Source organism: Burkholderia sp. MSMB1459WGS (assembly GCF_001534535.1).
Taxonomy (GTDB): Bacteria; Pseudomonadota; Gammaproteobacteria; order Burkholderiales; family Burkholderiaceae; genus Burkholderia.
This window is the reverse complement of the sequence record NZ_LPMU01000026.1, coordinates 158,481-184,891: the sequence shown is the minus strand read 5'-3', so window position 1 is coordinate 184,891 and position 26,411 is coordinate 158,481. Positions and strand designations below refer to the sequence as shown.

Here is a 26,411-nt window from a genome sequence, read left to right as displayed (position 1 = left end):
TTACGCGGCCGGACTTTGCGGGAAATCAGCAGAACCGCGGGCCGGTGCGCCGACGCGGCGGCCCGCCGCATCGGCCGTTCGGCGCCCAGCCCGGAATCCAGGGCGCCGGCACGGTACAATAGCGTTTTTGACCGTCGGCCCGCCGCGCTCCATGCGCCGGCCGCCCTTTTTTCCCGCGCCGCCGTGCCCTGTCCGGCCGCGCCGCCTCACCCGTCCGAAGGATTCCATGAGTCTCAAATGCGGCATCGTCGGCTTGCCCAACGTCGGCAAGTCCACCCTGTTCAATGCGCTGACCAAGGCCGGCATCGCCGCCGAGAACTACCCGTTCTGCACGATCGAGCCGAACGTCGGCATCGTCGAAGTGCCGGATACGCGCCTGAAGGCGCTCTCCGAGATCGTCAAGCCGGAACGTGTCGTGCCGGCCGTCGTCGAATTCGTCGACATCGCGGGCCTCGTCGCGGGCGCGAGCAAGGGTGAAGGCCTCGGCAACCAGTTCCTCGCGAACATCCGCGAAACCGACGCGATCACGCACGTCGTGCGCTGCTTCGAGGACGACAACGTCATTCACGTCGCCGGCAAGGTCAGCCCGATCGACGACATCGAAGTGATCAACACCGAACTGGCGCTCGCCGACCTCGGCACCGTCGAGAAGGCGCTCACGCGCTACTCGAAGGCGGCGAAGTCGGGCAACGACAAGGAAGCGGCGAAGCTCGTCGCGGTGCTTGAAAAGGTGCGCGCGCAACTCGACCAGGGCAAGGCCGTGCGCGGCCTCGCGCTGTCGGACGACGAAGAGGCGCTACTCAAGCCGTTCTGCCTGATCACCGCGAAGCCGGCGATGTACGTCGCCAACGTGAAGGACGACGGTTTCGAGAACAACCCGCACCTCGAGGCGGTGCGCAAGTACGCGGAAAGCGAAAACGCGCCGGTGGTCGCCGTGTGCGCGGCGATCGAGGCGGAAATCGCCGATCTCGACGACGCGGACAAGGAAGCGTTCCTCGCCGACATGGGCATGGAAGAGCCGGGCCTCGACCGCGTGATCCGCGCGGGCTTCAAGCTGCTCGGCCTGCAGACCTACTTCACCGCGGGCGTGAAGGAAGTGCGCGCGTGGACGATCCACATCGGCGATACCGCGCCGCAAGCGGCCGGCGTGATCCACACCGACTTCGAGCGCGGCTTCATCCGTGCGCAGACGATCGCGTTCGACGACTTCGTCGCGTACAAGGGCGAGCAAGGCGCGAAGGAAGCCGGCAAGATGCGTGCGGAAGGGAAGGAATATGTCGTGCACGATGGCGACGTGATGAACTTCCTGTTCAACGTCTGACACCTGCATCGGCACGATGCCGTGCGATACGCATGGCATCGCGCAACGCGTGCCCCGGCACGAAAGACGAATGGCCCGACCGGCAAACGCCGCTCGGGCCATTTTCATGACCGGGGCTTGCGCCCCGCCGTCACGTCATTCGATCCGATCACGTCGCCGACACGCGCCGCCCCGCTTGCGCCTGCGCATCGCGCCCACGCTTGTTCAGCCACGACGCGAGCAGCACGATCAACGCCAGCACGGCGGTCGCGCCGACTTCCATCCGGTGCTCCTCGCTGACGAGCATCACGGTCAGCGTGCCGCAGATGAACAGGATCACGGCCCACGTGAGCCACGGGAACAGCCACATCCGCAGCGTCAGGTCGGTGCCGCCCGCTTCGAGCGTCTTGCGCATCCGCAACTGCGAGATCGCGATCACGAGATACACGAGCAGCGCGATCGCGCCCGAGGTCGCCAGCAGGAAGCCGAACACCTGTTCCGGCATCAGGTAGTTCGCGATCACGGTCAGGAAACCGAACGCGGTCGACGCCAGCACGGCCGCGCGCGGCGTGCCGGTCGAATCGGTGCGATGCAGGAAGGCCGGCGCGTCCTTGCGCCGGGACAGCGAGAACAGCATCCGCGACGCGGTGTACAACGCCGAATTCAGGCAGCTTGCGACCGACACGAGCACGATCACGTCGATGATCGCCTTCGCGTTCGGCACGCCGATCAGCTCCATCGCGCGCTGATACGAGCCGTGCTTCGGCAGCAACGGGTCGTTCCACGGCACGATGGCCGCGACGACGAGGATCGAGCCGAGATAGAACAGCGTGATACGCCAGATGACGGAGTTCGTCGCGCGCACGATCTGGCGTTGCGGGTTGTCCGATTCGGCGGCCGCGATCGTCACGATCTCGGTGCCGAGGAACGAGAACATCGTCGTCAGCATCGCCGCGAGCACCGCGCTCGCGCCGTGCGGCATGAAGCCGTCGTGCACGAACAGGTTCGACACGCCCGACACGGCCGGCGCGGGAACGATGCCGACGATCGCCGCGCCGCCGATGCACAGGAACACGACGATCGCGACGACCTTGATCAGCGCGAACCAGAATTCGAATTCGCCGTAATTCTTGACGGAGAAGAGGTTGGTGACGGTGAGCAGCAGCGTGATGCCGAGCGCGAAGATCCACGTCGCGATGCCCGGGAACCACGCATTGAGGATGGTCGCGGCGGCGGTCGCCTCGATCGGGATCACGAGCACCCAGAACCACCAGTACAGCCAGCCGATCGTGAAGCCGGCCCAGTGGCCGATCGCGCGATCGGCATAGGTCGAGAACGACCCGCTGTCCGGATGCGCGACGGCCATTTCGCCGAGCATGCGCATCACCAGCACGACCAGCACGCCCGCGATCGCATACGCGAGTATCGATGCCGGCCCGGCTTCCGCGATCGCATGGCCGGAGCCGACGAACAAGCCCGCGCCGATGACGCCGGCAATCGACATCATCGTCACGTGACGCTGCTTCAGGCCAGTGCCGAGGCCCGTGTTGCTTCCACTCATCTGTCTCTCTCCAAAAAACGGTTCCGGTACGACCGGTGTCGCGTGAAGGCGGCGCGGGGAGTTGTCGTTGTCGAATCCGGCTGCGGCCGCGCATGCAATCGCACACGGGCACGAGGCCGGACCGGGCCGTTCCGGTCGGGTCGTCCGCGCAGTCTGCGAAGCTGCGGGTGCGATGCGGCGCGCCGGGCGCCGGCGCATCGCGTACGCCCGTTCCGTCGGCTGTCGTCAGCCGCCTTCGAAGCGAAGGAGTGTAAGCATCAAACGGTTCGTCACTAAGAACCAATTGAAGAATTTCGATGGAACCACTCGTTGCATCGATACGAACCGATGCAACGCTTGATCCGGTTCGGCGGCGGCTCGTGCGCCGGGCGCGCCGTTCAGTTCCCGTCGCGGGCGGCTTCGTCTCGCCACTTCGCCGGCACGCGTGCGTGCCATTCTCGCAGAAGCAGGTTTTTCACGGCGTCGGGATGCGCGGCCGACAGGCGCACCAGCACGATCGGCCAGCCGACATAGTGATCGGTCACGTAATACACGTCGGGCGCCGATTCGATCAGCCATGCGCGCTCGTCGGGGCCGACGCCCTTCACGACGAGCGTGTCGCCGTCCTCGCGCAGCCGCGCGAGCACTTTGCCCTTCACCTTGAGCGCGGGCGTGCCGTACGACGTGCCTTCCTCGACGCCGCGCCACGCCAATGCGATCTGCCGGACTTCGTCGAATGTCACGATGCCTCCCCGGCCCTGCGTCGATGGTTGACGGTCCGGCCACCTTACCGGAAATCGCGCGACGCGCCCAGCAGGTGGCGTTATCCGCCGGCCGCGCGCGCGGCGTCCGGCGCACGCCCGGTGGTCGCGACGATCGCGAACGCGATCGCATTCGCGGCGGCGCTCGCGAGGATCGGCACGAGATAGCCGCCGCCGGCATCGTAGATGAAGCCGGCGGCGGCCGGCCCGATCAGCGTGCCGAACGCGACGCTCGTGTACAGGATGCCGATGATCGCGCTCACGTTGCGGCCGCCGAAATAGTCCATCACGACCGCCGGCAGCACGGCGACCCAGCCGCCGTAGAACACGCCGAACACGAGCGCGAACGCAGCCAGCGTCGCGACGGTGCCGGCGCCCGCCCACGCGACCAGCGCGACGGCCATGCCGGCGAACATCGCGAGCAGCGACGCGCGGCGGCCGAAGCGGTCGGCAAGACCGCCGAGGAAGAAGCGGCCGGCCGTGCTGCCCACGCCGATCGCGCCGAGCAGCAGCACGGCCGTCGACGGCGCGACACCGTGATCGAGCGCATACGGCACGAGATGAACGAACGGGACGAACACACCGAACGAGCAGACGAGGCAGGCCGCATAGAGACTCGCGAACGGCCGCGACGTGACGGCTTCGCGCACCGTCGCGCCGGCACGCACGTTCGCGCCGGTCGATGCAGCAGCGGCATTCCAGCTGCCATCGCCAGCGACATCGCCGTCCGGCAGCCATCCGCGCCTGTGCGGGTCGTTCTCGATCAGCAGCGACATGCCGGCTCCCAGCACGATCGCGATCGCCGCCAGCGTGAAATACGCACCGCGCCAGCCGACCTGCGCGATCAGCGCGGACGCGAGCGGCGGCATCGCCAGCGTGCCGACGCCGATCCCCGCGACCGCGAGCCCCGATGCGAACCCGCGCCGGCGCACGAACCAGCGCTGCACCGCGCCGACGGCCGGCACGTACGCGCAACCGACGCCGAGCCCGACACCGAGCCCGTACGCGACATAGACCTGCAGCAGCGTATGCGCGGCGCCGGCGGCCGCGAGCCCCGCGCCGGTCAGCAGCATCCCGGCGACGGCGAGCCGCCGCGAGCCGAAACGATCGGCCAGCGGCCCGCTGACGATGCCGAAGCCGAAGTACAGGAAGCCGGCGAGCGAGAACACGAGCGAGATCTGGCCGCGCGACGCGGCGAAATCCCGCTGCAGCGACTCGACGAACGCGCTGAACGTATACGCGCTGCCGAACCCGACGAACGTGACGGCGAACGCGGCCGCCACCACGTACCAGCCGTAGAAAAGGCGCGATGTGCCGGGGCGCTTCATGACGATGCTCCTTTCGGGTTCCACCGGCTGCCGGGCGGCGTCCGGGTTGCCCCGTGGATATAGTTGAACTATGTTGATCGCATCGGCCGCCCGCAGGCAGCCGCGAAACGTGCGATCCGATGTGTCAACGGTACTCGCGCGTACGCGTCGCCTCAAACCATATTTCGTCGGCCTTTCGCTTTAGAAAAACTGAATGAATCGTTCCCGCCTGCCGCCGCTTAACGCCTTGCGCGCCTTCGAAGCCGCCGCCCGCCACCTGTCGGTGAAGTCGGCGGCCGAGGAACTGTCGGTCACGCCCGGCGCAGTGAGCCAGATGATCCGCACGCTCGAGACCCATCTCGGCGTGCAGCTGTTCGAACGCGTGAACCGCGGCATCCTGCTGACGGCCGCCGGCCGCGACTACCTGCCGCCCGTGCGCAACGCGTTCCGGCAGATCGCCGATGCGTCGCAGCGCGTGTCGAGCGCCGCCGACAGCGGCGTGCTGACGGTGAGCGTCACGCCGTTCTTCGCGTCCGCGTGGCTCGTCCCGCGCCTCGCGCAGTTCCGGCAGGCTATCCCCGACGTCGACCTGCAGGTCGTCACGAGCCATGCGCTCGCGGATTTCGCGCGCGACGGCGTCGACGTCGCGATCCGCCACGGCCTCGGGCGCTACGTCGGGCTGTGCAGCGAACGGCTGCTGACGGTCGAAATCGTCGCGCTCGCGTCGCCCGACCTCGTCGCGCGGCTCGGCATGCCGGCGACGCCGGCCGCGCTCGTCGGCTGGCCGCAACTGCACGACGCCGAACGCAAGGGCTGGCACATCTGGTTCGGCGCGCAGCGGATCGACGATTTCGGCCCGCCGCGCGGCCCCGCGTTCGACGACTCGGGCCTGCTGCTGCAGGCGATCGTCGCCGGCCAGGGTGCCGGGCTGCTGCCGGCCGCGATGGTGCGCGGCGAGCTGGCGAGCGGCCGGCTCGTGCAGCTTGCCGACGCCGCATGGCTCGACGATTTCGCGTACTACCTCGTCTATCCGCCGCATCACGCGGAACGGCCGAAGGTTGCCGCGTTCCGCCGGTGGATTCTCGACGCCGCGCAGGCCGACGGCGCGGCGTCGATGTCCGGCGCGGCGTAGCGTCGCGCGGCGCCACGGCGTCGATCCGCTAACATGCGGCGCGGGCCACCGGCCCGGCATCGACGACAACGTACAGAACGAGAGAGACCATGCGTGCCCTGCTCCATCGCGCGACCCTGTCCGCCGCGCTCTTCGTCGCGGGCGCCGCATTGCCCGCTTCCGCGCACGCGTATCGCGCGCCGCCCGGCTACGGCAACGAAGCCGATCTCGACCGTCACGACACGTATCGCAACCGCGACGGCGAAACCGTGCATGCGCCCGCGCATTCGAAATCGGGCCGCGTGCCGGACGGCGCGAGCGCGCGTTGCCGCGACGGCACGTACAGCTTCAGCCGCCACCGGCGCGGCACGTGCTCGGGGCACGGGGGCGTCGCCGCATGGCTGTGAGCGCGGATCGGCCGAATGGCCTGCACCGCGCCAGCGGCAGCCGGCGGCGAAGTACAATACGCGCTCGCACCGCCGCGCCCCGCGCGGCACGCTCCGTACCGAATCCCCCGACGCCGCCACGCCCGCGCGCTGCGCGGCCGTCTCAACCACTTCTGACTTTCACACCGAAATGGCCCAATACGTTTTCACGATGAACCGGGTCGGCAAGATCGTGCCGCCCAAGCGCCAGATCCTGAAGGACATCTCGCTGTCGTTCTTTCCCGGCGCGAAGATCGGCGTGCTCGGCCTGAACGGCTCGGGCAAGTCGACGCTGATCCGCATCATGGCGGGCATCGACAAGGACATCGAAGGCGAAGCGACGCCGATGCCGAACCTGAACATCGGCTACCTGCCGCAGGAACCGCAGCTCGATCCGACGAAGACCGTGCGCGAAGCCGTCGAGGAAGGCCTCGGCGACCTGTTCCAGGCGAACAAGAAACTGGAAGAAATCTACGCTGCGTATGCCGAGCCGGACGCCGACTTCGACGCGCTCGCAGCCGAGCAGGCGAAATACGAGGCGATCCTCGCGTCGAGCGACGGCGGCAGCCCCGAGCAGCAGCTCGAAGTGGCCGCCGACGCGCTGCGCCTGCCGGCGTGGGATGCGAAGATCGAGCACCTGTCGGGCGGCGAAAAGCGCCGCGTCGCACTCTGCAAGCTGCTGCTCGAAAAACCCGACATGCTGCTGCTCGACGAGCCGACCAACCACCTCGACGCCGAATCGGTCGACTGGCTCGAGCAGTTCCTGGTGCGCTTCCCGGGCACCGTCGTCGCCGTCACGCACGATCGCTACTTCCTCGACAACGCGGCCGAGTGGATTCTCGAACTCGACCGCGGCCACGGCATTCCGTGGAAGGGCAACTACAGCAGCTGGCTCGACCAGAAGGAAGAGCGCCTGAAGCAGGAAGAGGCGTCGGAATCCGCGCGCCAGAAGGCGATCAAGAAGGAACTGGAGTGGGTGCGCCAGAACCCGAAGGGCCGCCAGGCGAAGTCGAAGGCGCGTATCGCGCGCTTCGAGGAACTGAGCAGCCAGGAATACCAGAAGCGCAACGAAACGCAGGAAATCTTCATCCCGGCCGGCGAACGCCTCGGCAATGAAGTGATCGAGTTCAAGAACGTCAGCAAGTCGTTCGGCGATCGCCTGCTGATCGACAACCTGAGCTTCAAGATCCCGGCCGGCGCGATCGTCGGCATCATCGGCCCGAACGGCGCCGGCAAGTCGACGCTGTTCAAGATGCTGACCGGCAAGGAACAGCCGGATTCGGGCGAAGTGGTGATGGGCCCGACGGTGAAGCTCGCATACGTCGACCAGAGCCGCGACGCGCTCGACGGTTCGAAGACGGTGTTCGAGGAAATCTCGGGCGGCGCCGACGTGCTGACGGTCGGCAAGTACGAAACGCCGTCGCGCGCGTACATCGGCCGCTTCAACTTCAAGGGCGGCGACCAGCAGAAGATCGTCGGCAACCTGTCCGGCGGCGAACGCGGCCGCCTGCACCTCGCGAAGACGCTGATCTCGGGCGGCAACGTGCTGCTGCTGGACGAACCGTCGAACGACCTCGACGTCGAAACGCTGCGTGCGCTGGAAGACGCGCTGCTCGAATTCGCGGGCTCGGTGATGGTGATCTCGCACGATCGCTGGTTCCTCGACCGGATCGCGACGCACATCCTCGCGTTCGAAGGCGATTCGCAGGTCACGTTCTTCGACGGCAACTACCAGGAGTACGAAGCCGACAAGCGTGCGCGCCTCGGCGAGGAAGCCGCGAAGCCGAAGCGCCTGCGCTACAAGCCGATCAGCCGCTGACCGGCGCGGCCCCGGCGCCCTGCGCCGCGATCGCGCGGCGCCGGATGCCGAAAGCGGCCGCATCCGGAACGGCACGACGAAAAAGCGAGCCCTTGGCTCGCTTTTTTTTCGCCCGACGTTCGCCCCGCCGCTTACGCGAGCGCGCCCAGCTCGCGCAGCCGCGCCTCGGTCGTCGCCGCGCTCGTATGATGAATGCCGTGCCAGCCGAGCGCCGTCGCAGCCGCGGCGTTCTTCGCGTTGTCGTCGATGAACACGAGCTCGTGCGGCGCGATGCCTGGCAGGTGCGGATCGATCCGCGCATGCATCTCGCGGTAGATCGCCGGATCGGGTTTCACGAGCTTCACGCGGCCCGACACGACGATGTCCTTGAACCGGCGCAGCACCGGGAAGTTGTCCCATGCATACGGAAACGTCTGCGCGGACCAGTTCGTCAGCCCGAACAGCGGCATCCCTTGCGCGTCCAGCCGGTCGACGAGGGCCGCGCCCTCTTCAAGCACGCCGCCGATCATCTCGTGCCAGCGCGCGTAGAACGCGCGGATCAGCGCTTCGTGCTCCGGAAACTTCGCGACGAGTTCGGCCGTGCCTTCCTCGATCGTCTGCCCGCCGTCCTGGCGGACCACCCAGTCCATCGCGCACACGTGCGTGAGGAACCAGCGGCGCTCGGCATCGTCGGGAATCAGTTCACGGTAAAGGTACTCGGGACTCCAGTCGATCAGCACGCCGCCGAAATCGAACACCACTGCCTTGATCGTCATGCGAACTCCGTGGCGAGCACGTCTGCGAGCGGACGCGGCGTCACCGCGTTACCCGACAGCGAATTATTGTTCCAGATGAAGTGATGATGCGCGACGATCTGCGCCGCCGACAGGTGAGCGCGCTCGTTCGTCGTGTGCAGATCAGACACGACCGTCGTCCGGTAGCCGAGCAGCGCGGCACGGCGCGCGGCCGAATCGACGCAGAACTCGGTCGCATAGCCGCAGATCAGCACCGAACGGATGCCATGGCGATCGAGCTGCACCGCGAGCGGCGTGTCGTGGAACGCGTCGCTCGCCTGCTTGCGCACACGCCAGTCGTCGCGACCGACGATGAGCCCCGCATGCAGCTCCCAGCCCGGCGTGCCGGGCACGATGTCGTCGTCCGCGTCGCCGTCGTGCTGCACGAAGCACACCGGCGCGTTCGCCGCGCGCGCCGCCGCCGTCAGCCGGTTGATGCCGGACACCACGTCGTCAAGCCGGTACGCGGGCTGCGCCCGCTCCACCAGCCCGCGCTGCATGTCGACCACGATCACCGCAGTGTCCGCCATGACTTGCCCTCGCTGTGATTGTTCCGCCGTCGTGCGGTCGCTATCCCGCCGCCATCCAGCCATTACCGCGCGTTGCGTCAGATCGGCTGCGTGCGCGCATCGAGCCACGCCTTCGCGTCCCCGCTCAGGTGCCGGCCGACGCGCTCGCGCACTGTCGCGTGATACGTGTTCAGCCACGCGCGCTCTTCGTCGTGCAGCATCTCGATGAGCACGCAGCGCGTGTCGATCGGGCACAGCGTCAACGTCTCGAACGCGAGGAAATCGCCGAATTCCGTCTGCCCGGCCGCACGGTTCACGACCAGGTTCTCGATCCGGACGCCCCACTGGCCCGGACGGTACACGCCCGGCTCGATCGACGTGATCATCCCCTCTTCCATCGCCGTGTACGGCTCGGCCGGCGCATAGTGCGAGATAACCTGCGGCCCTTCGTGCACGTTCAGGAAGTACCCGACGCCATGCCCGGTGCCGTGGCCGTAGTCGAGCCCGGCCGCCCACATCGGCGCACGCGCGATCGCGTCGAGCATCGGCGAGCGGATGCCGCGCGGGAAGCGGGCGCGCGACAGCGCCATCATCGATTTCAGCACGATCGTGAAATCGCGCCGCTGCAGGTCGCTGACGGTGCCGACCGGCACGACGCGCGTGATGTCGGTCGTGCCCGTCATGTACTGGCCGCCCGAATCGATCAGCAGCAGCCCGTCGCCGGCGATCGTCGCGTGCGACTCGCGCGTCGCATGGTAGTGCGGCATCGCGCCGTTCGCGTTGAAGCCGGCGATCGTCGCGAAGCTCGCCGACACGTAGCCGGGGCGGCGCGCGCGCGCGGCCGTGAGTTTTTCCTCGATCGTCAGCTCGGTGATCGTCTCGCGATTGACGGCCTGTTCGAACCACGCGAAGAATTCCGCGAGCGCGGCGCCGTCGTGCTCCATCGTCACGCGCACGTGCTCGATCTCGGCGGACGTCTTGCGCGACTTCGCGAACGTCGACGGATTCACGGCCTCAATAAGCTTCACGCCGGCCGGCACGGCCTCGAGCGTGCCGAACGTCACGCGGCGCGGGTCGATCAGCAGCGTCGCGCCGTCGGGCAGCGCCGCGAGCGACGCACGCGCGGCGTCATAGGCGCGGACGTCGACGCCATCCTGCGCGAGCGACGCGGCCAGCGCCGGCGGCACCTTGCCGTCGGCGACGAACAGCGTCGCGCGATCGGTGCCGATCATTGCGTGCGCAACGAACACCGGATTGAAGTTGACGTCGGCGCCGCGCAGGTTGAACAGCCACGCGAGATCGTCGAGCGTCGATACGAAGTGCCATTGCGCGCCCTGCGCGTGCATCGCGCGGCGCACGTCGGCGAGCTTGCTCGCGCGCGTCGTGTCGGCCTGCGGCGCGACGTGCTCGAATACCGCGTCCCCGGGCAGCCCCGGCCGCTCCGGCCAGATCGCATCGAGCAGGTCGACGTCGGTACGCAGCGCGATGCCGCGCGCGCTCAGCGCGGCCGTCAACCCGCGCGCGGCCGCAACGCCGAGCACGGCGCCGTCGACCCCAACCGTCGCGCCGGCCGCCACGTTCCGCGCGAGCCAGTCGACGTGCGGTGCGCTCTGCTGCCCGCCCGTCATCTTCATCAACTGCACGCCCGTGCCCGCCAGTTCGGCATCGGCCTGCACCCAGTAGCGGCTGTCGACCCACAGCCCCGCGAAATCCGCGGTCACGACCAGCGTGCCGACCGAGCCCGTGAAGCCGGACAGCCAGCGGCGCGCCTGCCAGCGCTCGGGCAGGTATTCGGACAAGTGGGGATCGGCGGACGGCACGAGATAGGCGGCCAGATTCTCGCGCGCCATGGCGTCGCGCAGCAGCGCGAGACGGGCCGGCACCGGCGAGACTTCGGGGAGACGGGCATTCATGATTTCACCTGAGAGCATTCAGCGACGGGCCGACAGCGCGACCGTCACGGCTACGGCGAGGAACGCGACGCCGGTGCAGACCGGCCATTCGAGCGTCTCGCCATCGTAAAACAGTCCCGAGAGATTGCCGACCATGCGGGCGGCGGCCGCGCCCACGATGCCGACGAGCACCGCGATCCACCACGCCGGCCGGCCCGTGCGCCGCAGCGGATGCAGCCAGCGGCCGAACAGCCCGACGGCCGCTCCCAGGACAAGGATTCCAAACCAGTTCATTCAACGCCTTCTATAAATTCAGATTCGTCCCATAGGCGTGAACGCTGCCAGCGGCTAGCATCGATTCATCCATCGAACCCGAGACCAGCCGGGCGCCGCGAACATTCGAGTGTAGGGGCCGACTCGACGTTATGGCAAGCGCACACCGGCTGCCGTATTGAAGAAATCCTCATGCGAATCGCTCTGATCGATCCGGAATCGCGTCATACCGCACTCCTGAACCGCCTGCTCTTCGCGGGCGGCCACGTGTGCCATGCGTTTTCGTCCAGCACCGCATTCTTCGAGTGGCTCGCTGCCGACAACACCTGCGACATGCTGGTCACCGGCCACTGGGCCGGCGACCAGCCGGCGCAGGAAGTCATCCCGCGCGCGCAGGCGGTCCTGCCCGGGTTGCCGGCCATCGCGGTGATGCAGTCGGCGCGCGAAAGCGAAATCGTGTCGTGCCTGCACGCGGGCGCCGACGATTGCCTCGTGCGCCCGGTGAGCGGGCCCGAGCTGCTCGCGCGCGTCAACGCGCTGAGCCGGCGCGCCGGCGTACGGCGGGCGCCCACCCGCTCGCGCGAAATGTATGGCGAATACGCGTTCGACGCCACGCATTGTCTCGTGCGTTTCGGCGACGCAATCGTTTCACTCACGCCGAAAGAGTTCCGTTTCGCACAATTGCTGTTCACGAACCTGTCGCGACCCGTGTCGCGCGCGCACATCCTGGAAACGGTATGGGCACGCCGCCGCGACATGAAGTCGCGCACGCTCGACACGCACGCGTCCCGGCTGCGCAGCAAATTGCAGTTGCTTCCGGAGCGCGGCTACCAGCTGTTGCCGCTCTACGGCTTCGGCTATCAGCTCGACCGCGTACCGATCGAGCCCCCAAATTCGCGGCCGCGCCACGCCGATGCCCGGTATGCGGCGAGTGAGGAAATCGCCGAAACGCTATAATATGGGGCTAAACGATAGCCCTCGATATGCAACTCCTCACGATCGGAATCAATCACCACACTGCGCCTGTCGCCCTGCGCGAACGCGTGGCGTTTCCGCTCGAGCAAATCAAACCGGCTCTCGTTACGTTCAAGAACGTGTTTCTCGGCCCGCAGGCGCCCAATACGCCCGAAGCGGCGATCCTCTCCACCTGCAACCGCACCGAACTGTATTGCGCGACCGACGATCGCGCGGCCCGCGAAGGCGCGATCCGCTGGTTGTCGGAATATCACCGGATTCCGGTCGACGAGCTCGCGCCGCACGTCTATGCGCTGCCGCAGTCGGAAGCGGTCCGGCACGCGTTCCGCGTCGCCTCCGGCCTCGATTCGATGGTGCTCGGTGAAACCCAGATTCTGGGCCAGATGAAGGATGCCGTTCGCACCGCGACCGAAGCCGGCGCGCTCGGCACCTATCTGAACCAGTTGTTCCAGCGCACGTTCGCGGTCGCGAAGGAAGTGCGCGGTACGACCGAAATCGGCACGCAGTCGGTGTCGATGGCCGCCGCCGCGGTTCGCCTCGCGCAGCGGATCTTCGAAAAGGTGTCGGATCAGCGCGTGTTGTTCATCGGCGCCGGCGAAATGATCGAGCTGTGCGCGACGCACTTCGCCGCGCAAGGCCCGCGCGAACTCGTCGTCGCGAACCGTACGGCCGAACGCGGCCAGCGGCTCGCCGAACGCTTCAACGGCCGCGCGATGCCGCTGGCCGATCTGCCCACCCGCATGCACGAATTCGACATCATCGTGTCGTGCACCGCATCGACGCTGCCGATCATCGGCCTCGGCGCGGTCGAGCGCGCGGTGAAGGCGCGCCGCCACCGTCCGATCTTCATGGTCGACCTCGCGGTGCCGCGCGACATCGAGCCCGAAGTCGGCAAGCTGAAGGACGTGTTCCTCTACACCGTCGACGATCTCGGCGCGATCGTGCGCGAAGGCAATGCATCGCGCCAGGCCGCGGTCGCCCAGGCCGAAGCGATCATCGAGACGCGCGTGCAGAATTTCATGCAATGGCTCGACACGCGCAGCGTCGTGCCGGTGATCCGTCACATGCATACGCAGGCCGATGCGCTGCGCCGGGCCGAAGTCGAGAAGGCGCAGAAGCTGCTCGCGCGCGGCGACGATCCGGCGGCCGTGCTCGAAGCGCTGTCGCAGGCGCTGACCAACAAGCTGATCCACGGCCCGACGAGCGCGCTCAACCGCGTCAACGGCGCCGATCGCGATTCGCTGATCGACCTGATGCGCGGCTTCTACCAGCACGCGCCACGCTCGAACGACCCGTCCGGCCACTAGCGCCGCTCGCCCTGCCGCCGGCCGGTCGTCGTTCTGCCGCCGGTCTATCCTTTCCGAATACCCCTTGCCCGGGAGCGCCGCTCCACACCATGAAGACGAGCATGCAACGCAAGCTCGACCAGCTTTCCACACGGCTGGCCGAACTGAACGACCTGCTGAGCCGCGAAAACGTCACGGCCGACCTCGACCAGTACCGCAAGCTGACACGCGAACATGCGGAACTCGGCCCGGTCGTCGAGCAATACGCGTTATGGCGCCAGTCGCGCAGCGACGAGACGGCCGCGCAGGAACTGCTCGCCGATCCGTCGATGCGCGATTTCGCGGAAGACGAAATCCGCAGCGCGCGCGAGGACATGGCGCGCCTCGAGACCGAGCTGCAGAAGATGCTGCTGCCGAAGGACCCGAACGACGACCGCAACATCTTCCTCGAAATCCGTGCCGGCACGGGCGGCGACGAATCGGCGCTGTTCGCGGGCGACCTGCTGCGCATGTACCTGCGCTTCGCGGAACGCCAGCGCTGGCAGGTCGAAATGATGTCGGAAAGCGCGTCGGACCTCGGCGGCTACAAGGAAGTGATCGTGCGGATCGCGGGCCAGGGCGCGTATTCGCGCCTGAAGTTCGAATCGGGCGGCCATCGCGTGCAACGCGTGCCGGCCACCGAGACGCAGGGGCGCATCCATACGTCCGCGTGCACGGTCGCCGTGATGCCGGAAGCCGACGAGATCGGCGAGGTCGAGATCAATCCGGCCGACCTGCGCATCGACACGTTCCGCGCGTCCGGCGCGGGCGGCCAGCACATCAACAAGACCGATTCGGCGGTGCGCGTCACGCACCTGCCGACCGGGATCGTCGTCGAATGCCAGGACGACCGCTCGCAGCACAAGAACAAGGATCGCGCGCTGAAGGTGCTCGCCGCGCGCATCAAGGACAAGCAGTATCACGAGCAGCATGCGAAGGAAGCGGCGACGCGCAAGAGCCTGATCGGCTCCGGCGACCGTTCGGAGCGGATCCGCACGTACAACTTCCCGCAGGGCCGGATGACCGACCACCGGATCAACCTGACGCTGTACCGGCTCGAGGCGATCATGGACGGCGATCTCGACGAACTGATCGGCGCGCTCGTCACCGAGCACCAGGCCGAGCTGCTCGCGTCGCTCGGCGAAGCCGACTGAGGCCGCGATGTCCGACACCACCGCCGACGCGCTGCTGCGCGCCTCGCCGCTCGACCCGGTCGATGCACGCGTGCTGCTCGCGCACGCGCTTGGCTGGACCCGCACGCAACTGATCACGCGCGGCGACGCGCCGCTCGACGCCGCCGCGGTCGAACGCTACCGCGCGCTCGAAGCGCGGCGCATCGCCGGCGAGCCCGTCGCGCAATTGGTGGGGATGCGCGAGTTCTTCGGCCGCCCGTTCGAGGTGACGCCCGACGTGCTGATCCCGCGCCCCGAAACCGAGCTGCTCGTCGAAGCCGCGCTCGATGCGATCGACGGGCTGCCGCACGCAGCCGTGCTCGATCTCGGCACCGGCAGCGGCGCGATCGCCGTGTCGATCGCGGCCGAGCGTCCCGATGCGCGCGTGTGGGCGCTCGACCGTTCGCCGGACGCGCTCGCCGTCGCGCAACGCAATGCCGACAAGCTGCTCGGCACGCCGCGCCCCGGCGGCCCGCTGCACTGGCTGCAGAGCGACTGGTACGCGGCGCTCGATCCCGCGCTCGCGTTCGATACGATCGTCAGCAACCCGCCGTACATCGCGCAGCACGATCCGCACCTCGGACAAGGCGACCTGCGTTTCGAGCCGCGCGGCGCGCTCACCGACGATGCCGACGGCCTCAGCGCGATCCGCACGATCGTCGCGGGCGCCGGCGCCTATCTGAAACCGGGCGGCACGCTCTGGATCGAGCACGGCTACGACCAGGCCGAAGCCGTCCGCGCGATACTGGCGTCGCACGGCTTCGTCGCGGTCGAATCGCGCGCCGATCTCGCCGCCATCGAACGCACGACCGGCGGCCGCCTGCCGGGCTGACGCCCGGCCCGCCCGGTTGAAATCCGCTATCATTTCGATCTAACGCCCCGCAAACGCAAGGTCAGTCATGGACACCCAACAACGTATCAAGCAAATCGTCGACGAAAATCAGGTCGTGCTCTTCATGAAGGGCAACGCGCAATTCCCGATGTGCGGCTTCTCGGGCCGCGCCGTGCAGGTGCTGAAGGCCTGCGGCGTCGACCAGTTCAAGACGGTCAACGTGCTCGAGGACGACGAAATCCGCCAGGGCATCAAGGCATTCTCGAACTGGCCGACCATCCCGCAGCTCTACGTAAAGGGCGAATTCATCGGCGGCTCGGACATCATGATGGAGATGTACCAGTCGGGCGAACTGCAGCAACTGTTCGCCGCCGCTTAAACGCGGCACCCGCCCCCTTTCGATGGCATCTCCCAGCGTGCCGCCACGCCGGCTGATCGTCGCGATCACCGGCGCCACCGGCGCGATTTACGGTGTGCGGCTGCTCGACCTGCTGCGCGCCGCCGGCGGCGTCGAAACGCACCTGCTGATTTCGAACGCCGGCTGGCTCAACATCCAGCATGAACTGAAGCTGCCGAAAGCCGATGTCGAAAGCCGTGCGGACGTCGTGCATTCGGTGCGCGACGTCGGCGCGACGATCGCGTCGGGTTCGTTCGCGACCGACGGCATGGTGATCGCACCCTGCTCGATGAAGACGCTCGCGAGCGTCGCGCACGGGCTGTCCGACAACCTGATCACGCGCGCGGCCGACGTTACCCTGAAGGAACGCCGCCGTCTGGTGCTGATGGTGCGCGAAACGCCGTTCAACCTCGCGCATCTGCGCAACATGATCGCCGTCACCGAAATGGGCGGCATCGTCTTTCCGCCGCTGCCGGCGTTTTATGCGATGCCGAAGACGATCGAGGAACTCGTCGACCAGACCGTCACGCGCGTCCTCGACCTCTTCGCGCTCAGCGCGCCGCTCACGACACCGTGGGCCGGTATCCGTCACGCGCAGTAACGCCTCTTTTGCGCGCATCTCCGTCGATTTGCGCAGCAACCCCGTTGATTTCGCGCTTTCGGATGCGAACCGGTATTCGATTGCCTGGCGCCGAGACGATTATCAACAAACAAGCGTCAATCAAATTCCCGTTCGCTGATTTATCAATGCACGGTGCGCGCATATAGTCACAGGCAAACCCTTTTGCAGGTCACCACCATGAACCGCTTGCCTTCGCTGTACCTGTCCCACGGCGCCCCGACGCTGCCGATCGACCCGGCGCTGCCGTCCGGCGCGTTCACGCACCTCGGCGCCGAACTGCCGCGCCCGCGCGCGGTGCTGATGCTGTCCGCGCACTGGGGCACGCAACGGCCGGTCGCGAGCGTCGCCGCGCATCCGGACACGATTCACGACTTCTACGGTTTCCCGCAGGCGCTGTACGACATCCGCTATCCGGCGCCGGGCGCGCCCGACGTCGCCGAGCGCGCGGCCGCGCTGCTGAACGCGGCCGGCATCGCAACCGCGACGACCGAACACGGCCTCGATCACGGCGCGTGGGTGCCGATGCTGCTGATGTTTCCGGAAGCCGACGTGCCCGTCGCGCAACTGTCGATCCAGCCTCGCGCGGACGCCGCGCATCACTTCGCGCTCGGCCGCGCGCTGCGGCCGCTGCGCGACGACGGCGTGATGGTGATCGGCTCGGGCCAGATCACGCACAACCTGCGCGCCGCCGATTTCGGCGCGGCGCCCGAGGATGCGGACCCGCGCGTCGCGGAATTCACGGACTGGTTCGAGGCGAGACTTGCCGCGCGCGACGTCGACGCGCTGCTCGACTACCGTCGGCAGGCGCCGCACGCGGCGCTGATGCATCCGACCGACGAGCACCTGCTGCCGGTCTTCGCGGCGCTCGGCGCGGCGGACGACGACTACCGGCTCGGCATCCAGTCGCTCGGCACCTACCAGCGCGTGCTCGCGATGACGAACTACGTGTTCGCGAGCGCCGGCGCCTGAGCCGCGGCGCAACCGCCAGGCCAGCAAAAAAGCCCGCCCGGGCATCGCTCGGGCGGGCTTCTTTTATCCCTGCATCCTGCCGCCGCCGAATCCGGCGACAGGTCAGCCGTCAGACACCGACCCCTTCGAGGATCTCGTCGTGCGACTCGCGCTCGTCGAGATACTGGGTCCGGTAACCGGTATTCACGCCCCACAAGTAGAACACCAGCGAGATTGCCGCGACGACCAGCATGTCCCAGCCGTACGGCAGCATGCCGTAACCGCCGAATTCCTTGCTGCCGATCAGCGACAGCACGGCCATCGTCGGCAGATACGCGACCAGCCACCATGCGGCCTTCAGGTCGGCGCCCCAGCCGGTCCAGCCCGACTTCGCCTGGAAGTAGAAATACACCGGCAGCGCGACGATCATCAGCAGGATGATTTCGCCCGTCAGCGGCCACTTTGCCCAATACAGGATCAGCGACGCGCACACGAACGCGAACGGCGCGATCAGCTTCATCAGCGGAATCGACAGCGGACGCTCGATGTCGGTCGCCGAACGGCGCAGCGCCATCAGGCTGATCGGGCCGGTCAGGTACGAGATCACCGTCGCGACCGAGATCACCGCCGCGAGCGAGCTCCAGCCGCGGAAGAAGAACAGGAACACGAACGACACGAGCAGGTTGAACCACATCGCCTGGCGCGGCACGCCGTAGATCGGGTGCACGTTGCCGAACATCTTCGGCATCGTGTTGTTGCGCTCCATCGCGTAGATCATACGGGTGGTCGTCGCCATGTAGGTCGTACCGGTGCCGCTCGGGCTGATGAACGCGTCGACATACAGCAGGACCGCGAGCCAGTTCAGGTTCAGCGCGATCGCGAGTTCCGCGAACGGCGACGAGAAGTTGAAGTGCGCCCAACCCTTCGCGACGTCGGCCGGGTCCACCGAACCGATATACGCCATTTGCAGCAGCACGTAGATCACGAGCGCGAGCAGGATCGACGTGATCACCGCGAACGGCACGCTGCGCGCCGGGTTGCGCGCTTCGCCGGCCAGGTTCACCGGGCTCTGGAAGCCGTTGAACGCGAACACGATGCCGCTCGTCGCGACCGCGGTCAGCACGGCCGACCAGCCGTACGGCGCGAAGCTCGTACTCGACGCGGTGCCGAGGTTCTCCGAGTGGAAGCTCGTCAGCATCAGGCCGAGGATCGTCAGGCCGGGGATCAGGAACTTGAAGATCGTGATCGCGGTGTTCGCCCGCGCGAAGGCCTTGACGCCCCAGTAGTTCAGCATGAAGTAGACGACGACCAGCACGGCCGACAGCAGCAGGCCGAGCGTCTGCAGTTCACCGTTCACGAACAGTGCATGCGCCCACGGATACGGCCACGTGCTCATGTACTGGATCGACGCTTCGGCCTCGATCGGGATCACGGATACGATCGCGATCCAGTTGGCCCATGCGCTGATGAAGCCCACCAGCGAACCGTGCGAGTAACGCGCGTAGCGCACCATGCCGCCGGACTCGGGGAACATCGCGCCCAGTTCCGCATACGTCAGCGCAATCGCGAGAATCACGACAGCGCCGATGATCCATGCGCAGATCGCCGCCGGACCGGCAATCTTCGCGGCCTTCCAGGCACCGAACAGCCAGCCCGAGCCGATAATCGAACCCAGCCCCGTCAGCATCAATGCAAACGGGCCGATGTTCCGTTGAATAGAACTCTTCACATCCTCTCCTGTGTCTCAAAAAGCATGGTCGGCCGGCGGTCCGGGATCGGCTCGGACCGCACCGCGCACGCATTCTTGGGGGGAGGGTCACCCGATCGGGGCAACCCGTCCACGCGGCGCGTAGTTTAACGGTTGCACCTCGAACGTGGCGCCAAAATCGATCGGCCCCTACAAAAAATTCGCATCGCTTGCAAGCTTTGTAAACCTGATCTCCGCAATAACCCTGAGAGCATGGGAATACGGTTGACCGTCAGACCGATTAGCCGTATAAAGGACTTCGCAGGATTTCAAGTGGCGAGTGAATTGGTTCTTTCGTAGTTCGCCCATCAACGGTACTCCGGTTGGTCCTATTACCCCTTCCTTGATTTTCCGCACACCATGGGCTTCGGCCCCGTTTTATTTTTTTAGGAACAAGTAACATGGCAACCGGTACCGTCAAGTGGTTCAATGACGCAAAGGGCTTCGGCTTCATCACCCCGGAAGGCGGCGGCGACGATCTGTTCGCGCACTTCTCGGAAATCCGCGTCGAAGGCTTCAAGACGCTGCAAGAAAACCAGAAGGTTGAATTCGAAGTGAAGACGGGCCCGAAGGGTCTGCAAGCTGCGAACATCCGTCCGGTCTAAGCTGGCGCGATCATTCGTGTAAAAAAGCCCCGCTTCGGCGGGGCTTTTTGCTTTTGGGTGCCGGTCATCCTGCATGGCGACCGGTCATCGCCCGCCATTCAGCCGAACAGTCGCTGCGCGTGAATACCGAGACCCGTCGCGACACTCGCGAGGCGATCGCCGAACACCGGCTGCGCATCCGGGAACGCGCCGGCGAGCGCGCCCGACAGGAACGCGAGCCCCGTCGAACCGCCGGTGAAATACAGCGCACCGACATCGCGCGGCGCAACGCCCGCAAGCCGCACCGTCTCGCGCGCGGCGTCGACGATGCGCGCGGTATCGTCCCGGCTCGCGTCGACGAGGCGATCCGCGTCGAACGCGATCAGCAGATCTTCTTCCACGTCGTTCAGGTCGATCATCGTTTCCCCGCCCGCCGCGACGCCGATCTTCGCTTCTTCCGCGCGCGCCATCAGCGCATGCCCGAGCCGCTGCTCGACCACGCTCGTGAGCCGGTCGTACTGCCGCACATCCTGGTACAGGTGCTTCATCAGCTTCAGCTCGCCGATCCGCTTCGGCGTGTAGACGGTGTTGATCAGGTGCCAGGTCGCGAGATCGAAGTAGATCTTGTTCGGCAGTTCGCGCCCTTCCGGGTCGAGCGAACGGTAGCCGAATGCAGGCAGGATCGCCGCCAGCTCGACACGCCGGTCGTAGTCGGTGCCGGCGACGTGCACGCCGTGGTGCGCGAGCACGTCGTCCTTGCGCTCGAGCCGCGCCATCCGCTGCGGGCCGACGCGCACCAGCGAGAAGTCGGACGTGCCGCCGCCGATGTCGGCGACGAGCACCAGACGCTCCGTCGGCTGGCGCGATTCGTAGTCGAATGCGGCGGCGATCGGTTCGTACTGGAAGTGCACGTCCGTGAAGCCGACCGATTGCGCGGCCGCCTCGAGCTGAGCCTGGGCGAGGCGGTCGGCGCGCGGATCGTCGTCGACGAAGAACACCGGCCGGCCGAGCACCGCACGGCCGATCGGCGCGCCCGCGCGCGCTTCCGCCTTGCGCTTCAGGTGCATCAGGAAGCGCGCGATGATTTCGGTGTACGCGATCGCACTGCCGTCGCCGAGATCGGTCGTCGTTTCTGCGAGCGGCGAGCCGAGGATGCTCTTCATCGAGCGCATCAGCCGGCCGTCGAAACCGTCGATATAGGAGGCCAGCGCCGCCCGGCCGTACTCGACCGTCTCTTCGTCGTTGTTGAAGAAGATCGCGGTGGGCAGCGTCAGGTGGTCGCCTTCGACGGGCGCGAGGCGCATGCCATCGCCGTCGGGCAGCGCCACGGCGGAATTGGACGTGCCGAAATCGATCGCGCAGTAAGTCATGGGAAATTGCCGCAGCAGGCCGGCGCGAAAACGGAAAGGACGGGCTTTTTAACATGAAGCCCGCAGGATCACAACCGGGGTCGGCCACCGGTGTCGCGCAACGGGCGCCGGCCGCGGCGCGCGGCGTGGCGCGCCGGGAACATGCGCGGGCAGGATGCGCGACGCAGCCCGCCCGCCTGCGGGGTCAGGCTGCCGTGTCGAAGCTCTTCTTCCACGCGCCCGCGTAGACGACTTCGCCGATCGCATGGCGCGTGCGCGGCGCCTTCTCGCGATCGCGCAGCACGGGATCGAGCTTGTCGACGTTGCCGTAGTGGCCGAGCGAGATGATCGACACGATCGCGACGTCCGCCGGAATCGCGAACGCGTCGCGGAACGCCTTCGCGTCGAACCCGCTCATCTGGTGCGCGGCGAGGCCGAGCGCGTGCGCCTGCAGCACCAGCGACATCGCGGCGGCGCCGGCGTCGTACAGCGCGGTCGGCGCCGGCTCGCCCTTCGGCGTCAACGTGTGCGCGGTGACCGCGATCAGCACCGGCGCCGGCGCATTCCAGCCCTGGTTGAACGGCACCAGCGTCGCAAACGCGCGCTTGAACGCGTCTTCGTCCTGGGTGCGATCGAATACGATGAAACGCCACGGTTGCGCGTTGTACGCGGACGGCGCCCAGCGCGCCGCTTCGAGCACCGCGTGGAGATCGCCGGCGCTGACGGGTTCATCCGAATACGCGCGCGGGCTCCAGCGGCCCGCGATCAGATCGTGAATCGAAACAGTGGTGGGAGCAGGTTTGACGGACATGCGGTTCCTCGCTGACATCGATGAAGGGGCGCGAACGCCCGGCGAACCGCAAGCATACCTGCTTGAGCGACAGCGCGCCCGATGCTGCCGCGCTATGCAAATCTCCGTACGTGCAATGGCCGGCCGCAGCGGGTGCGGCTGGCCGGGCCGCCGCGATCAGGCTGCCTGCGCGGCCGCGCGCGACGGGCCGCGGTTGATCCGCAGCACGATCAGCGCGCCGACGATGCACAACCCGCCCGAGATCATCGACGCGATCGTATAAGTGCCGAGGCTCGCGCGCAGCAGCCCCGCGCCGAGCGCCGCGAACGCCGCGCCGAGCTGGTGGCCGGCGACGATCCAGCCGAACACGACCGGCGCCGCGGCCTTGCCGAACACGTCGGTCGCGAGCCGCACGGTGGGCGGCACGGTCGCGATCCAGTCGAGCCCGTAGAACATCGCGAACAGCGGCAGCCCGAAGAAATCGATCCCGAACGCATGCGGCAGGTAGATCAGCGACAGCCCGCGCAGCCCGTAGTACCAGAAGAGCAGCACGCGGTTGTCGTAACGGTCGGACAGCCACCCCGACAGCGTCGTGCCGAACAGATCGAACACGCCCATCGCCGCGAGCAGCGACGCGCCCTGCACTTCGGTCATCCCGTAGTCGCTGCACATCGCGATCAGGTGCGTGCCGACATAGCCGTTGGTGCTCGCGCCGCAGATGAAGAAGCTGAAGAACAGCAGCCAGAAGTCGCGCGAGCGGCTCGCCGTCAGCAGCGTGCGGAACGCGACTGCGAGCGGGTTCTCCTTCGTCGCGTCGGGCGCGGGCGGCGCATCGGCCGGCTCGCCGTACGGGCGCAACTGCACGTCGGCCGGCCGCTCGGGCAGCAGGAACGCGACGAGCGGAATCACGACCGCGGCCGCCACCGCGACGACCAGCACGACCGGCCGCCAGCCGTGGCGCTGCGCGACCGCCGCGAGCATCGGCAGGAACACGAGCTGGCCGGTGGCCGTGCTCGCGGTCAGGATCCCCATCACGAGGCCGCGCCGCGCATGGAACCAGCGCGTGACGAAGGTCGCGGACAGCGTCAGCGCGACGACGCCCGTCGAGCAGCCGACCATCAGCCCCCAGATCAGCACCATCTGCCAGCTCTGCGTCATCATCGACGACAGCGCGACGCCCGCACTCATCGTCACGAGCGCGGTGAGGATCGTCGGGCGCAACCCGAAGCGCTGCATCGCGGCGGCCGCGAACGGGCCCGTCAGGCCGTACAGCGCGATGTTCACCGAAATCGCCAGCGAAATCGCCGCGCGGCTCCAGCCGAGCTCGCGCTCGAGCGGCACCATCAGCACGCTCGGCGTCGCGCGCGTGCCGGCCGCCGCCAGCAGGATCAGGAATACCACCGCCGCCGCGAGCCATCCGTAATGGAAGCGCCCGCCGATTCGTGTCACTGCCCAGTTCATCTTCATGTTCTCCAGTTGGCGGCTCCGGTGTCGTCGCACCGGCTCCGCCCCAACCAGGCCACCTCCGCCGCACACTGCATCGGCTGACCCGGGCCGATGCTTGGCATTTTTCCCGTCGATCCGGCCGGCATTGTTACCGGTCGGTCACAAGTGTGTTGCGATCGTAGTTACCAGTCGGTAACATGTCAAGCAATTCATCACGAAGTCGAGGGTCATCATGTCGGACATCGAGGTCGCCAAGCCGCTGGCGCGGCGCACGCGCCGGCCGATCGACGGCGCGACCGCGCAGGAGCACCTGCTGCGAGCCGCCGAGGAACTGTTTTACAAGGAAGGCGTGCGAACGGTCGGCGTCGAGGCGGTGGTGGAGCGCGCGGGAGTCAACAAGATGAGCCTGTACCGCCAGTTTTCGTCGAAGGACGAGCTGATTCTCGCGTATCTGGAGCGGATGGACGCGTGCTTCTTCGAACGGCTCGACACGAGCGCCGCGAAGCATCCGGGGCAGCCGAAGGCGCAGTTGATCCAGTACTTCGTCGATCTCGCCGAGCGGGCGACGCAAAAGGACTATCGCGGCTGCCCGTTCGTCAACGTCGCCGCCGAATTCCCGGATGCGTCGCACCCGGCGCGCGAACGCGTCGCGCAGAACAAGGCGCAACTGATGCAACGGCTCGTCGCGCTTTGCGAAGGCGCCGGCGCGCGACAGCCGAAGGCGCTGGCCGATGCGCTCGCGCTGGTGGTCGAAGGCATCTACGCGGCGAGCCAGACCTACCGGCACGGCGAAACGCCGATCGGCATTGCGCCCGCGCTCGTCACGCAGTTGATCGAAGCCGCCTGCGCGTGACGGCCGGCGCGCGCTCGTCCTCGGCGCGCCCGCTACAATGCCGCTCTCTTCGCCCTTTCGCCCGACTGGCATCACGATGACCGACACCCGCCCCGATTCGCACGACGACATCCTCGCCGCCACGCGGCACTGGCTCGCGCGCGCGGTGATCGGGCTCAACCTGTGCCCGTTCGCGAAAAGCGTCTACGTGAAGGAACAGGTGCGCTACGCGATCAGCGAAGCGACGACGCTGGAAGACGCGCTCGCCGAACTCGAAACCGAGCTGCGCGCGCTGGAAGCGGCGGACCCGCGGCAGGTCGATACGACGCTCGTGATCTACCCGCACGCGTTCGCCGATTTCGTCGACTACAACGATGCGCTGTTCTTCGCCGAGCGGCTCGTGCGGCAATTGCGGCTCGACGGCGTGCTGCAGATCGCGAGCTTCCATCCGCAATACCAGTTCGAAGGCGCCGAACCCGACGACATCGAGAACTACACGAACCGCGCGCCCTATCCGATCCTGCACCTGCTGCGCGAGGACAGCATCGCGCGCGCGGTCGACGCGTTCCCGGACGCGTCCGCGATCTACGAAAAGAATCAGGAAACGCTACGCCGCCTCGGCCACGAAGGCTGGCGCGAATGGATGCGCCGGCCGGGCGACGACGTGTGACGCGGCGTGCAACGTGGAGCGGCGCGGGCGCGATGCCCGCGCGGCCGCACGTCAGCCTTCGGCCGGCTCGACGGCGCCGCCGCCCGCCGCGGCGGCTTGCGCGACGAAGAAGCGCTGGTTGAGTTCGGCGAGCCCGAACATCGCGAGGATCTCGGTCAGCCGCTCGCCGGGCTTGCGGCGCGGCAGGTTCTTGTACTGCGCGATGATCAGCTCGTTCTTCATCGAATGCTCCCAGCCGACCAGCTCGGTCACGCTGACCTGATAGCCGTGCGCTTCGAGCTGCAGGCAGCGCAGCACGTTGGTGATCTGGCTGCCGAATTCGCGCGTATGCAGCGGATGCCGCCATACCTCGGTCAGCGCATTCGCGAGCGACTTGCCCTTGTTCTTGCGCAGCACGCCCGCGACTTCCGCTTGGCAGCACGGCACCAGCACGATGTGCTGCGCGCGCTTCGCGAGCGCGAAGCGGATCGCGTCGTCGGTCGCCGTGTCGCATGCGTGCAGCGCGGTGACGACATCGACCGTTTCGGGCAGTCGCGGCGACGTGATCGAATCGGCGACCGACAGGTTCAGGAACGACATGCCGCCGAACCCGAGCCGCGCGGCGAGCTCGGTCGAGCGCGCGACGAGTTCCTCGCGCGTCTCGATGCCGTACACGTGCGACGCAAACGCCGGCGTGCCGTGCCCCGGCTGCTGCTTGAAGAACAGGTCGTACAGGATGAAGCCGAGATACGACTTGCCGGCGCCGTGATCGACGAGCGTCACGTTGCCTTTGTCGGCCTGCACGCCGGCGAGCAGCGGCTCGATGAACTGAAACAGATGGTAGACCTGCTTCAGCTTGCGGCGGCTGTCCTGGTTCAGCTTCCCGTCGCGGGTGAGGATGTGCAGCTCCTTCAGCAGCTCGACGGACTGCTCCGGACGGATTTCGTGGGTCTTGTTCGACATCGTGAAGCGGCGCCGGGCCACGGTCTGTCGACCACGGCCCGGCGGCGGGAATTCGTGAGGAATGGCGGTA

At 67.3% G+C, this 26,411-nt stretch carries 26 protein-coding genes; 14 read left to right on the top strand and 12 right to left on the bottom strand.

The window, feature by feature from the left end; genetic code table 11:
* Positions 1-226 precede the first annotated feature (226 nt).
* Positions 227-1,321, top strand: a complete 1,095-nt coding sequence (gene ychF / locus WT97_RS12475; RefSeq protein WP_060031407.1) for a redox-regulated ATPase YchF — start codon at positions 227-229, stop codon at positions 1,319-1,321.
* 148 nt (positions 1,322-1,469) lie between these two features.
* On the opposite strand, the gene gabP is transcribed toward ychF, so the two are convergent.
* From gabP to WT97_RS12460, 3 genes are all read right to left on the bottom strand, one after another.
* A complete protein-coding gene (gabP, locus tag WT97_RS12470; protein WP_059499681.1) occupies positions 1,470-2,861 on the bottom strand; it encodes a GABA permease in 1,392 nt (463 codons plus the stop codon).
* Positions 2,862-3,238: 377 nt separating this feature from the next.
* Complete coding sequence (locus WT97_RS12465; RefSeq protein ID WP_059499682.1) at positions 3,239-3,583, bottom strand: MmcQ/YjbR family DNA-binding protein; 345 nt, start codon at positions 3,581-3,583, stop codon at positions 3,239-3,241.
* Between the two features lie 80 nt (positions 3,584-3,663).
* Complete coding sequence (locus WT97_RS12460; protein ID WP_059795234.1) at positions 3,664-4,929, bottom strand: MFS transporter; 1,266 nt, start codon at positions 4,927-4,929, stop codon at positions 3,664-3,666.
* A gap of 193 nt (positions 4,930-5,122) precedes the next feature.
* On the opposite strand from WT97_RS12460, the gene gcvA reads away from it, so the two are divergent.
* From gcvA to ettA, 3 genes are all read left to right on the top strand, one after another.
* Positions 5,123-6,040, top strand: coding sequence for a transcriptional regulator GcvA (gene gcvA / locus WT97_RS12455; RefSeq protein WP_059795231.1), 918 nt, complete (start codon positions 5,123-5,125; stop codon positions 6,038-6,040).
* 89 nt (positions 6,041-6,129) lie between these two features.
* Complete coding sequence (locus tag WT97_RS12450) at positions 6,130-6,426, top strand: DUF3761 domain-containing protein (RefSeq protein WP_059795228.1); 297 nt, start codon at positions 6,130-6,132, stop codon at positions 6,424-6,426.
* A gap of 169 nt (positions 6,427-6,595) precedes the next feature.
* Entirely contained in the window at positions 6,596-8,263 is a 1,668-nt protein-coding gene (ettA, locus tag WT97_RS12445) for an energy-dependent translational throttle protein EttA (protein ID WP_059499686.1), read from the top strand.
* A 131-nt stretch (positions 8,264-8,394) separates the two neighbouring features.
* Here the strand turns inward: ettA and WT97_RS12440 are convergent, their stop codons facing one another.
* From WT97_RS12440 to WT97_RS12425, 4 genes are all read right to left on the bottom strand, one after another.
* Positions 8,395-9,018 carry an HAD family hydrolase gene (locus tag WT97_RS12440; RefSeq protein ID WP_059499687.1) on the bottom strand — a complete coding sequence of 208 codons (624 nt, stop codon included), beginning with the start codon at positions 9,016-9,018 and terminating at the stop codon, positions 8,395-8,397.
* A complete protein-coding gene (locus WT97_RS12435) occupies positions 9,015-9,566 on the bottom strand; it encodes a cysteine hydrolase family protein (RefSeq protein ID WP_059795224.1) in 552 nt (183 codons plus the stop codon). Before WT97_RS12435 ends, WT97_RS12440 begins: the two co-directional genes overlap by 4 nt.
* Before the next feature lie 77 nt (positions 9,567-9,643).
* Complete coding sequence (locus WT97_RS12430) at positions 9,644-11,458, bottom strand: aminopeptidase P family protein (protein WP_059499689.1); 1,815 nt, start codon at positions 11,456-11,458, stop codon at positions 9,644-9,646.
* 18 nt (positions 11,459-11,476) lie between these two features.
* The gene (locus WT97_RS12425) at positions 11,477-11,731 is read right to left on the bottom strand and encodes a hypothetical protein (protein WP_034209823.1); all 255 of its coding nucleotides are present in this window, start codon (positions 11,729-11,731) and stop codon (positions 11,477-11,479) included.
* A gap of 171 nt (positions 11,732-11,902) precedes the next feature.
* On the opposite strand from WT97_RS12425, the gene WT97_RS12420 reads away from it, so the two are divergent.
* From WT97_RS12420 to WT97_RS12390, 7 genes are all read left to right on the top strand, one after another.
* Positions 11,903-12,667, top strand: coding sequence for a response regulator transcription factor (locus WT97_RS12420; protein ID WP_059499690.1), 765 nt, complete (start codon positions 11,903-11,905; stop codon positions 12,665-12,667).
* Between the two features lie 26 nt (positions 12,668-12,693).
* Entirely contained in the window at positions 12,694-13,992 is a 1,299-nt protein-coding gene (gene hemA / locus WT97_RS12415) for a glutamyl-tRNA reductase (protein WP_034209821.1), read from the top strand.
* Positions 13,993-14,081: 89 nt separating this feature from the next.
* Positions 14,082-15,164, top strand: coding sequence for a peptide chain release factor 1 (gene prfA, locus WT97_RS12410; RefSeq protein WP_059499691.1), 1,083 nt, complete (start codon positions 14,082-14,084; stop codon positions 15,162-15,164).
* Between the two features lie 7 nt (positions 15,165-15,171).
* Positions 15,172-16,014 (top strand): peptide chain release factor N(5)-glutamine methyltransferase, encoded by an 843-nt coding sequence (prmC, locus tag WT97_RS12405; protein WP_034209819.1) that lies wholly within the window; start codon positions 15,172-15,174, stop codon positions 16,012-16,014.
* Between the two features lie 67 nt (positions 16,015-16,081).
* Positions 16,082-16,393 carry a Grx4 family monothiol glutaredoxin gene (gene grxD, locus WT97_RS12400; protein WP_006477066.1) on the top strand — a complete coding sequence of 104 codons (312 nt, stop codon included), beginning with the start codon at positions 16,082-16,084 and terminating at the stop codon, positions 16,391-16,393.
* 22 nt (positions 16,394-16,415) lie between these two features.
* Positions 16,416-17,012 (top strand): UbiX family flavin prenyltransferase, encoded by a 597-nt coding sequence (locus WT97_RS12395; protein WP_060353534.1) that lies wholly within the window; start codon positions 16,416-16,418, stop codon positions 17,010-17,012.
* Between the two features lie 198 nt (positions 17,013-17,210).
* Positions 17,211-18,002: a class III extradiol ring-cleavage dioxygenase gene (locus WT97_RS12390; protein ID WP_060353533.1), complete on the top strand. Its 792-nt coding sequence runs from the start codon at positions 17,211-17,213 to the stop codon at positions 18,000-18,002.
* A gap of 109 nt (positions 18,003-18,111) precedes the next feature.
* Here WT97_RS12390 and WT97_RS12385 read toward each other — a convergent pair whose 3' ends face one another.
* Entirely contained in the window at positions 18,112-19,710 is a 1,599-nt protein-coding gene (locus WT97_RS12385) for an APC family permease (protein ID WP_060353532.1), read from the bottom strand.
* A 419-nt stretch (positions 19,711-20,129) separates the two neighbouring features.
* On the opposite strand from WT97_RS12385, the gene WT97_RS12380 reads away from it, so the two are divergent.
* Positions 20,130-20,333, top strand: coding sequence for a cold-shock protein (locus WT97_RS12380; RefSeq protein ID WP_006477070.1), 204 nt, complete (start codon positions 20,130-20,132; stop codon positions 20,331-20,333).
* Between the two features lie 98 nt (positions 20,334-20,431).
* On the opposite strand, the gene WT97_RS12375 is transcribed toward WT97_RS12380, so the two are convergent.
* From WT97_RS12375 to WT97_RS12365, 3 genes are all read right to left on the bottom strand, one after another.
* Positions 20,432-21,682 (bottom strand): Hsp70 family protein, encoded by a 1,251-nt coding sequence (locus tag WT97_RS12375; RefSeq protein ID WP_059795212.1) that lies wholly within the window; start codon positions 21,680-21,682, stop codon positions 20,432-20,434.
* A gap of 184 nt (positions 21,683-21,866) precedes the next feature.
* Positions 21,867-22,472, bottom strand: coding sequence for a nitroreductase family protein (locus WT97_RS12370; RefSeq protein ID WP_034209815.1), 606 nt, complete (start codon positions 22,470-22,472; stop codon positions 21,867-21,869).
* Positions 22,473-22,628: 156 nt separating this feature from the next.
* Complete coding sequence (locus WT97_RS12365; protein ID WP_060353545.1) at positions 22,629-23,912, bottom strand: MFS transporter; 1,284 nt, start codon at positions 23,910-23,912, stop codon at positions 22,629-22,631.
* A gap of 217 nt (positions 23,913-24,129) precedes the next feature.
* Here WT97_RS12365 and WT97_RS12360 point away from each other — a divergent pair, with 217 nt between their 5' ends.
* Both WT97_RS12360 and WT97_RS12355 read left to right on the top strand, forming a co-directional pair.
* Complete coding sequence (locus tag WT97_RS12360; RefSeq protein ID WP_059499696.1) at positions 24,130-24,750, top strand: TetR/AcrR family transcriptional regulator; 621 nt, start codon at positions 24,130-24,132, stop codon at positions 24,748-24,750.
* 76 nt (positions 24,751-24,826) lie between these two features.
* Positions 24,827-25,399 (top strand): DUF1415 domain-containing protein, encoded by a 573-nt coding sequence (locus tag WT97_RS12355; RefSeq protein ID WP_034209813.1) that lies wholly within the window; start codon positions 24,827-24,829, stop codon positions 25,397-25,399.
* Between the two features lie 51 nt (positions 25,400-25,450).
* Here the strand turns inward: WT97_RS12355 and WT97_RS12350 are convergent, their stop codons facing one another.
* Positions 25,451-26,341, bottom strand: coding sequence for an SAM-dependent methyltransferase (locus tag WT97_RS12350; protein WP_059499697.1), 891 nt, complete (start codon positions 26,339-26,341; stop codon positions 25,451-25,453).
* Between the last annotated feature and the right edge of the window lie 70 nt (positions 26,342-26,411).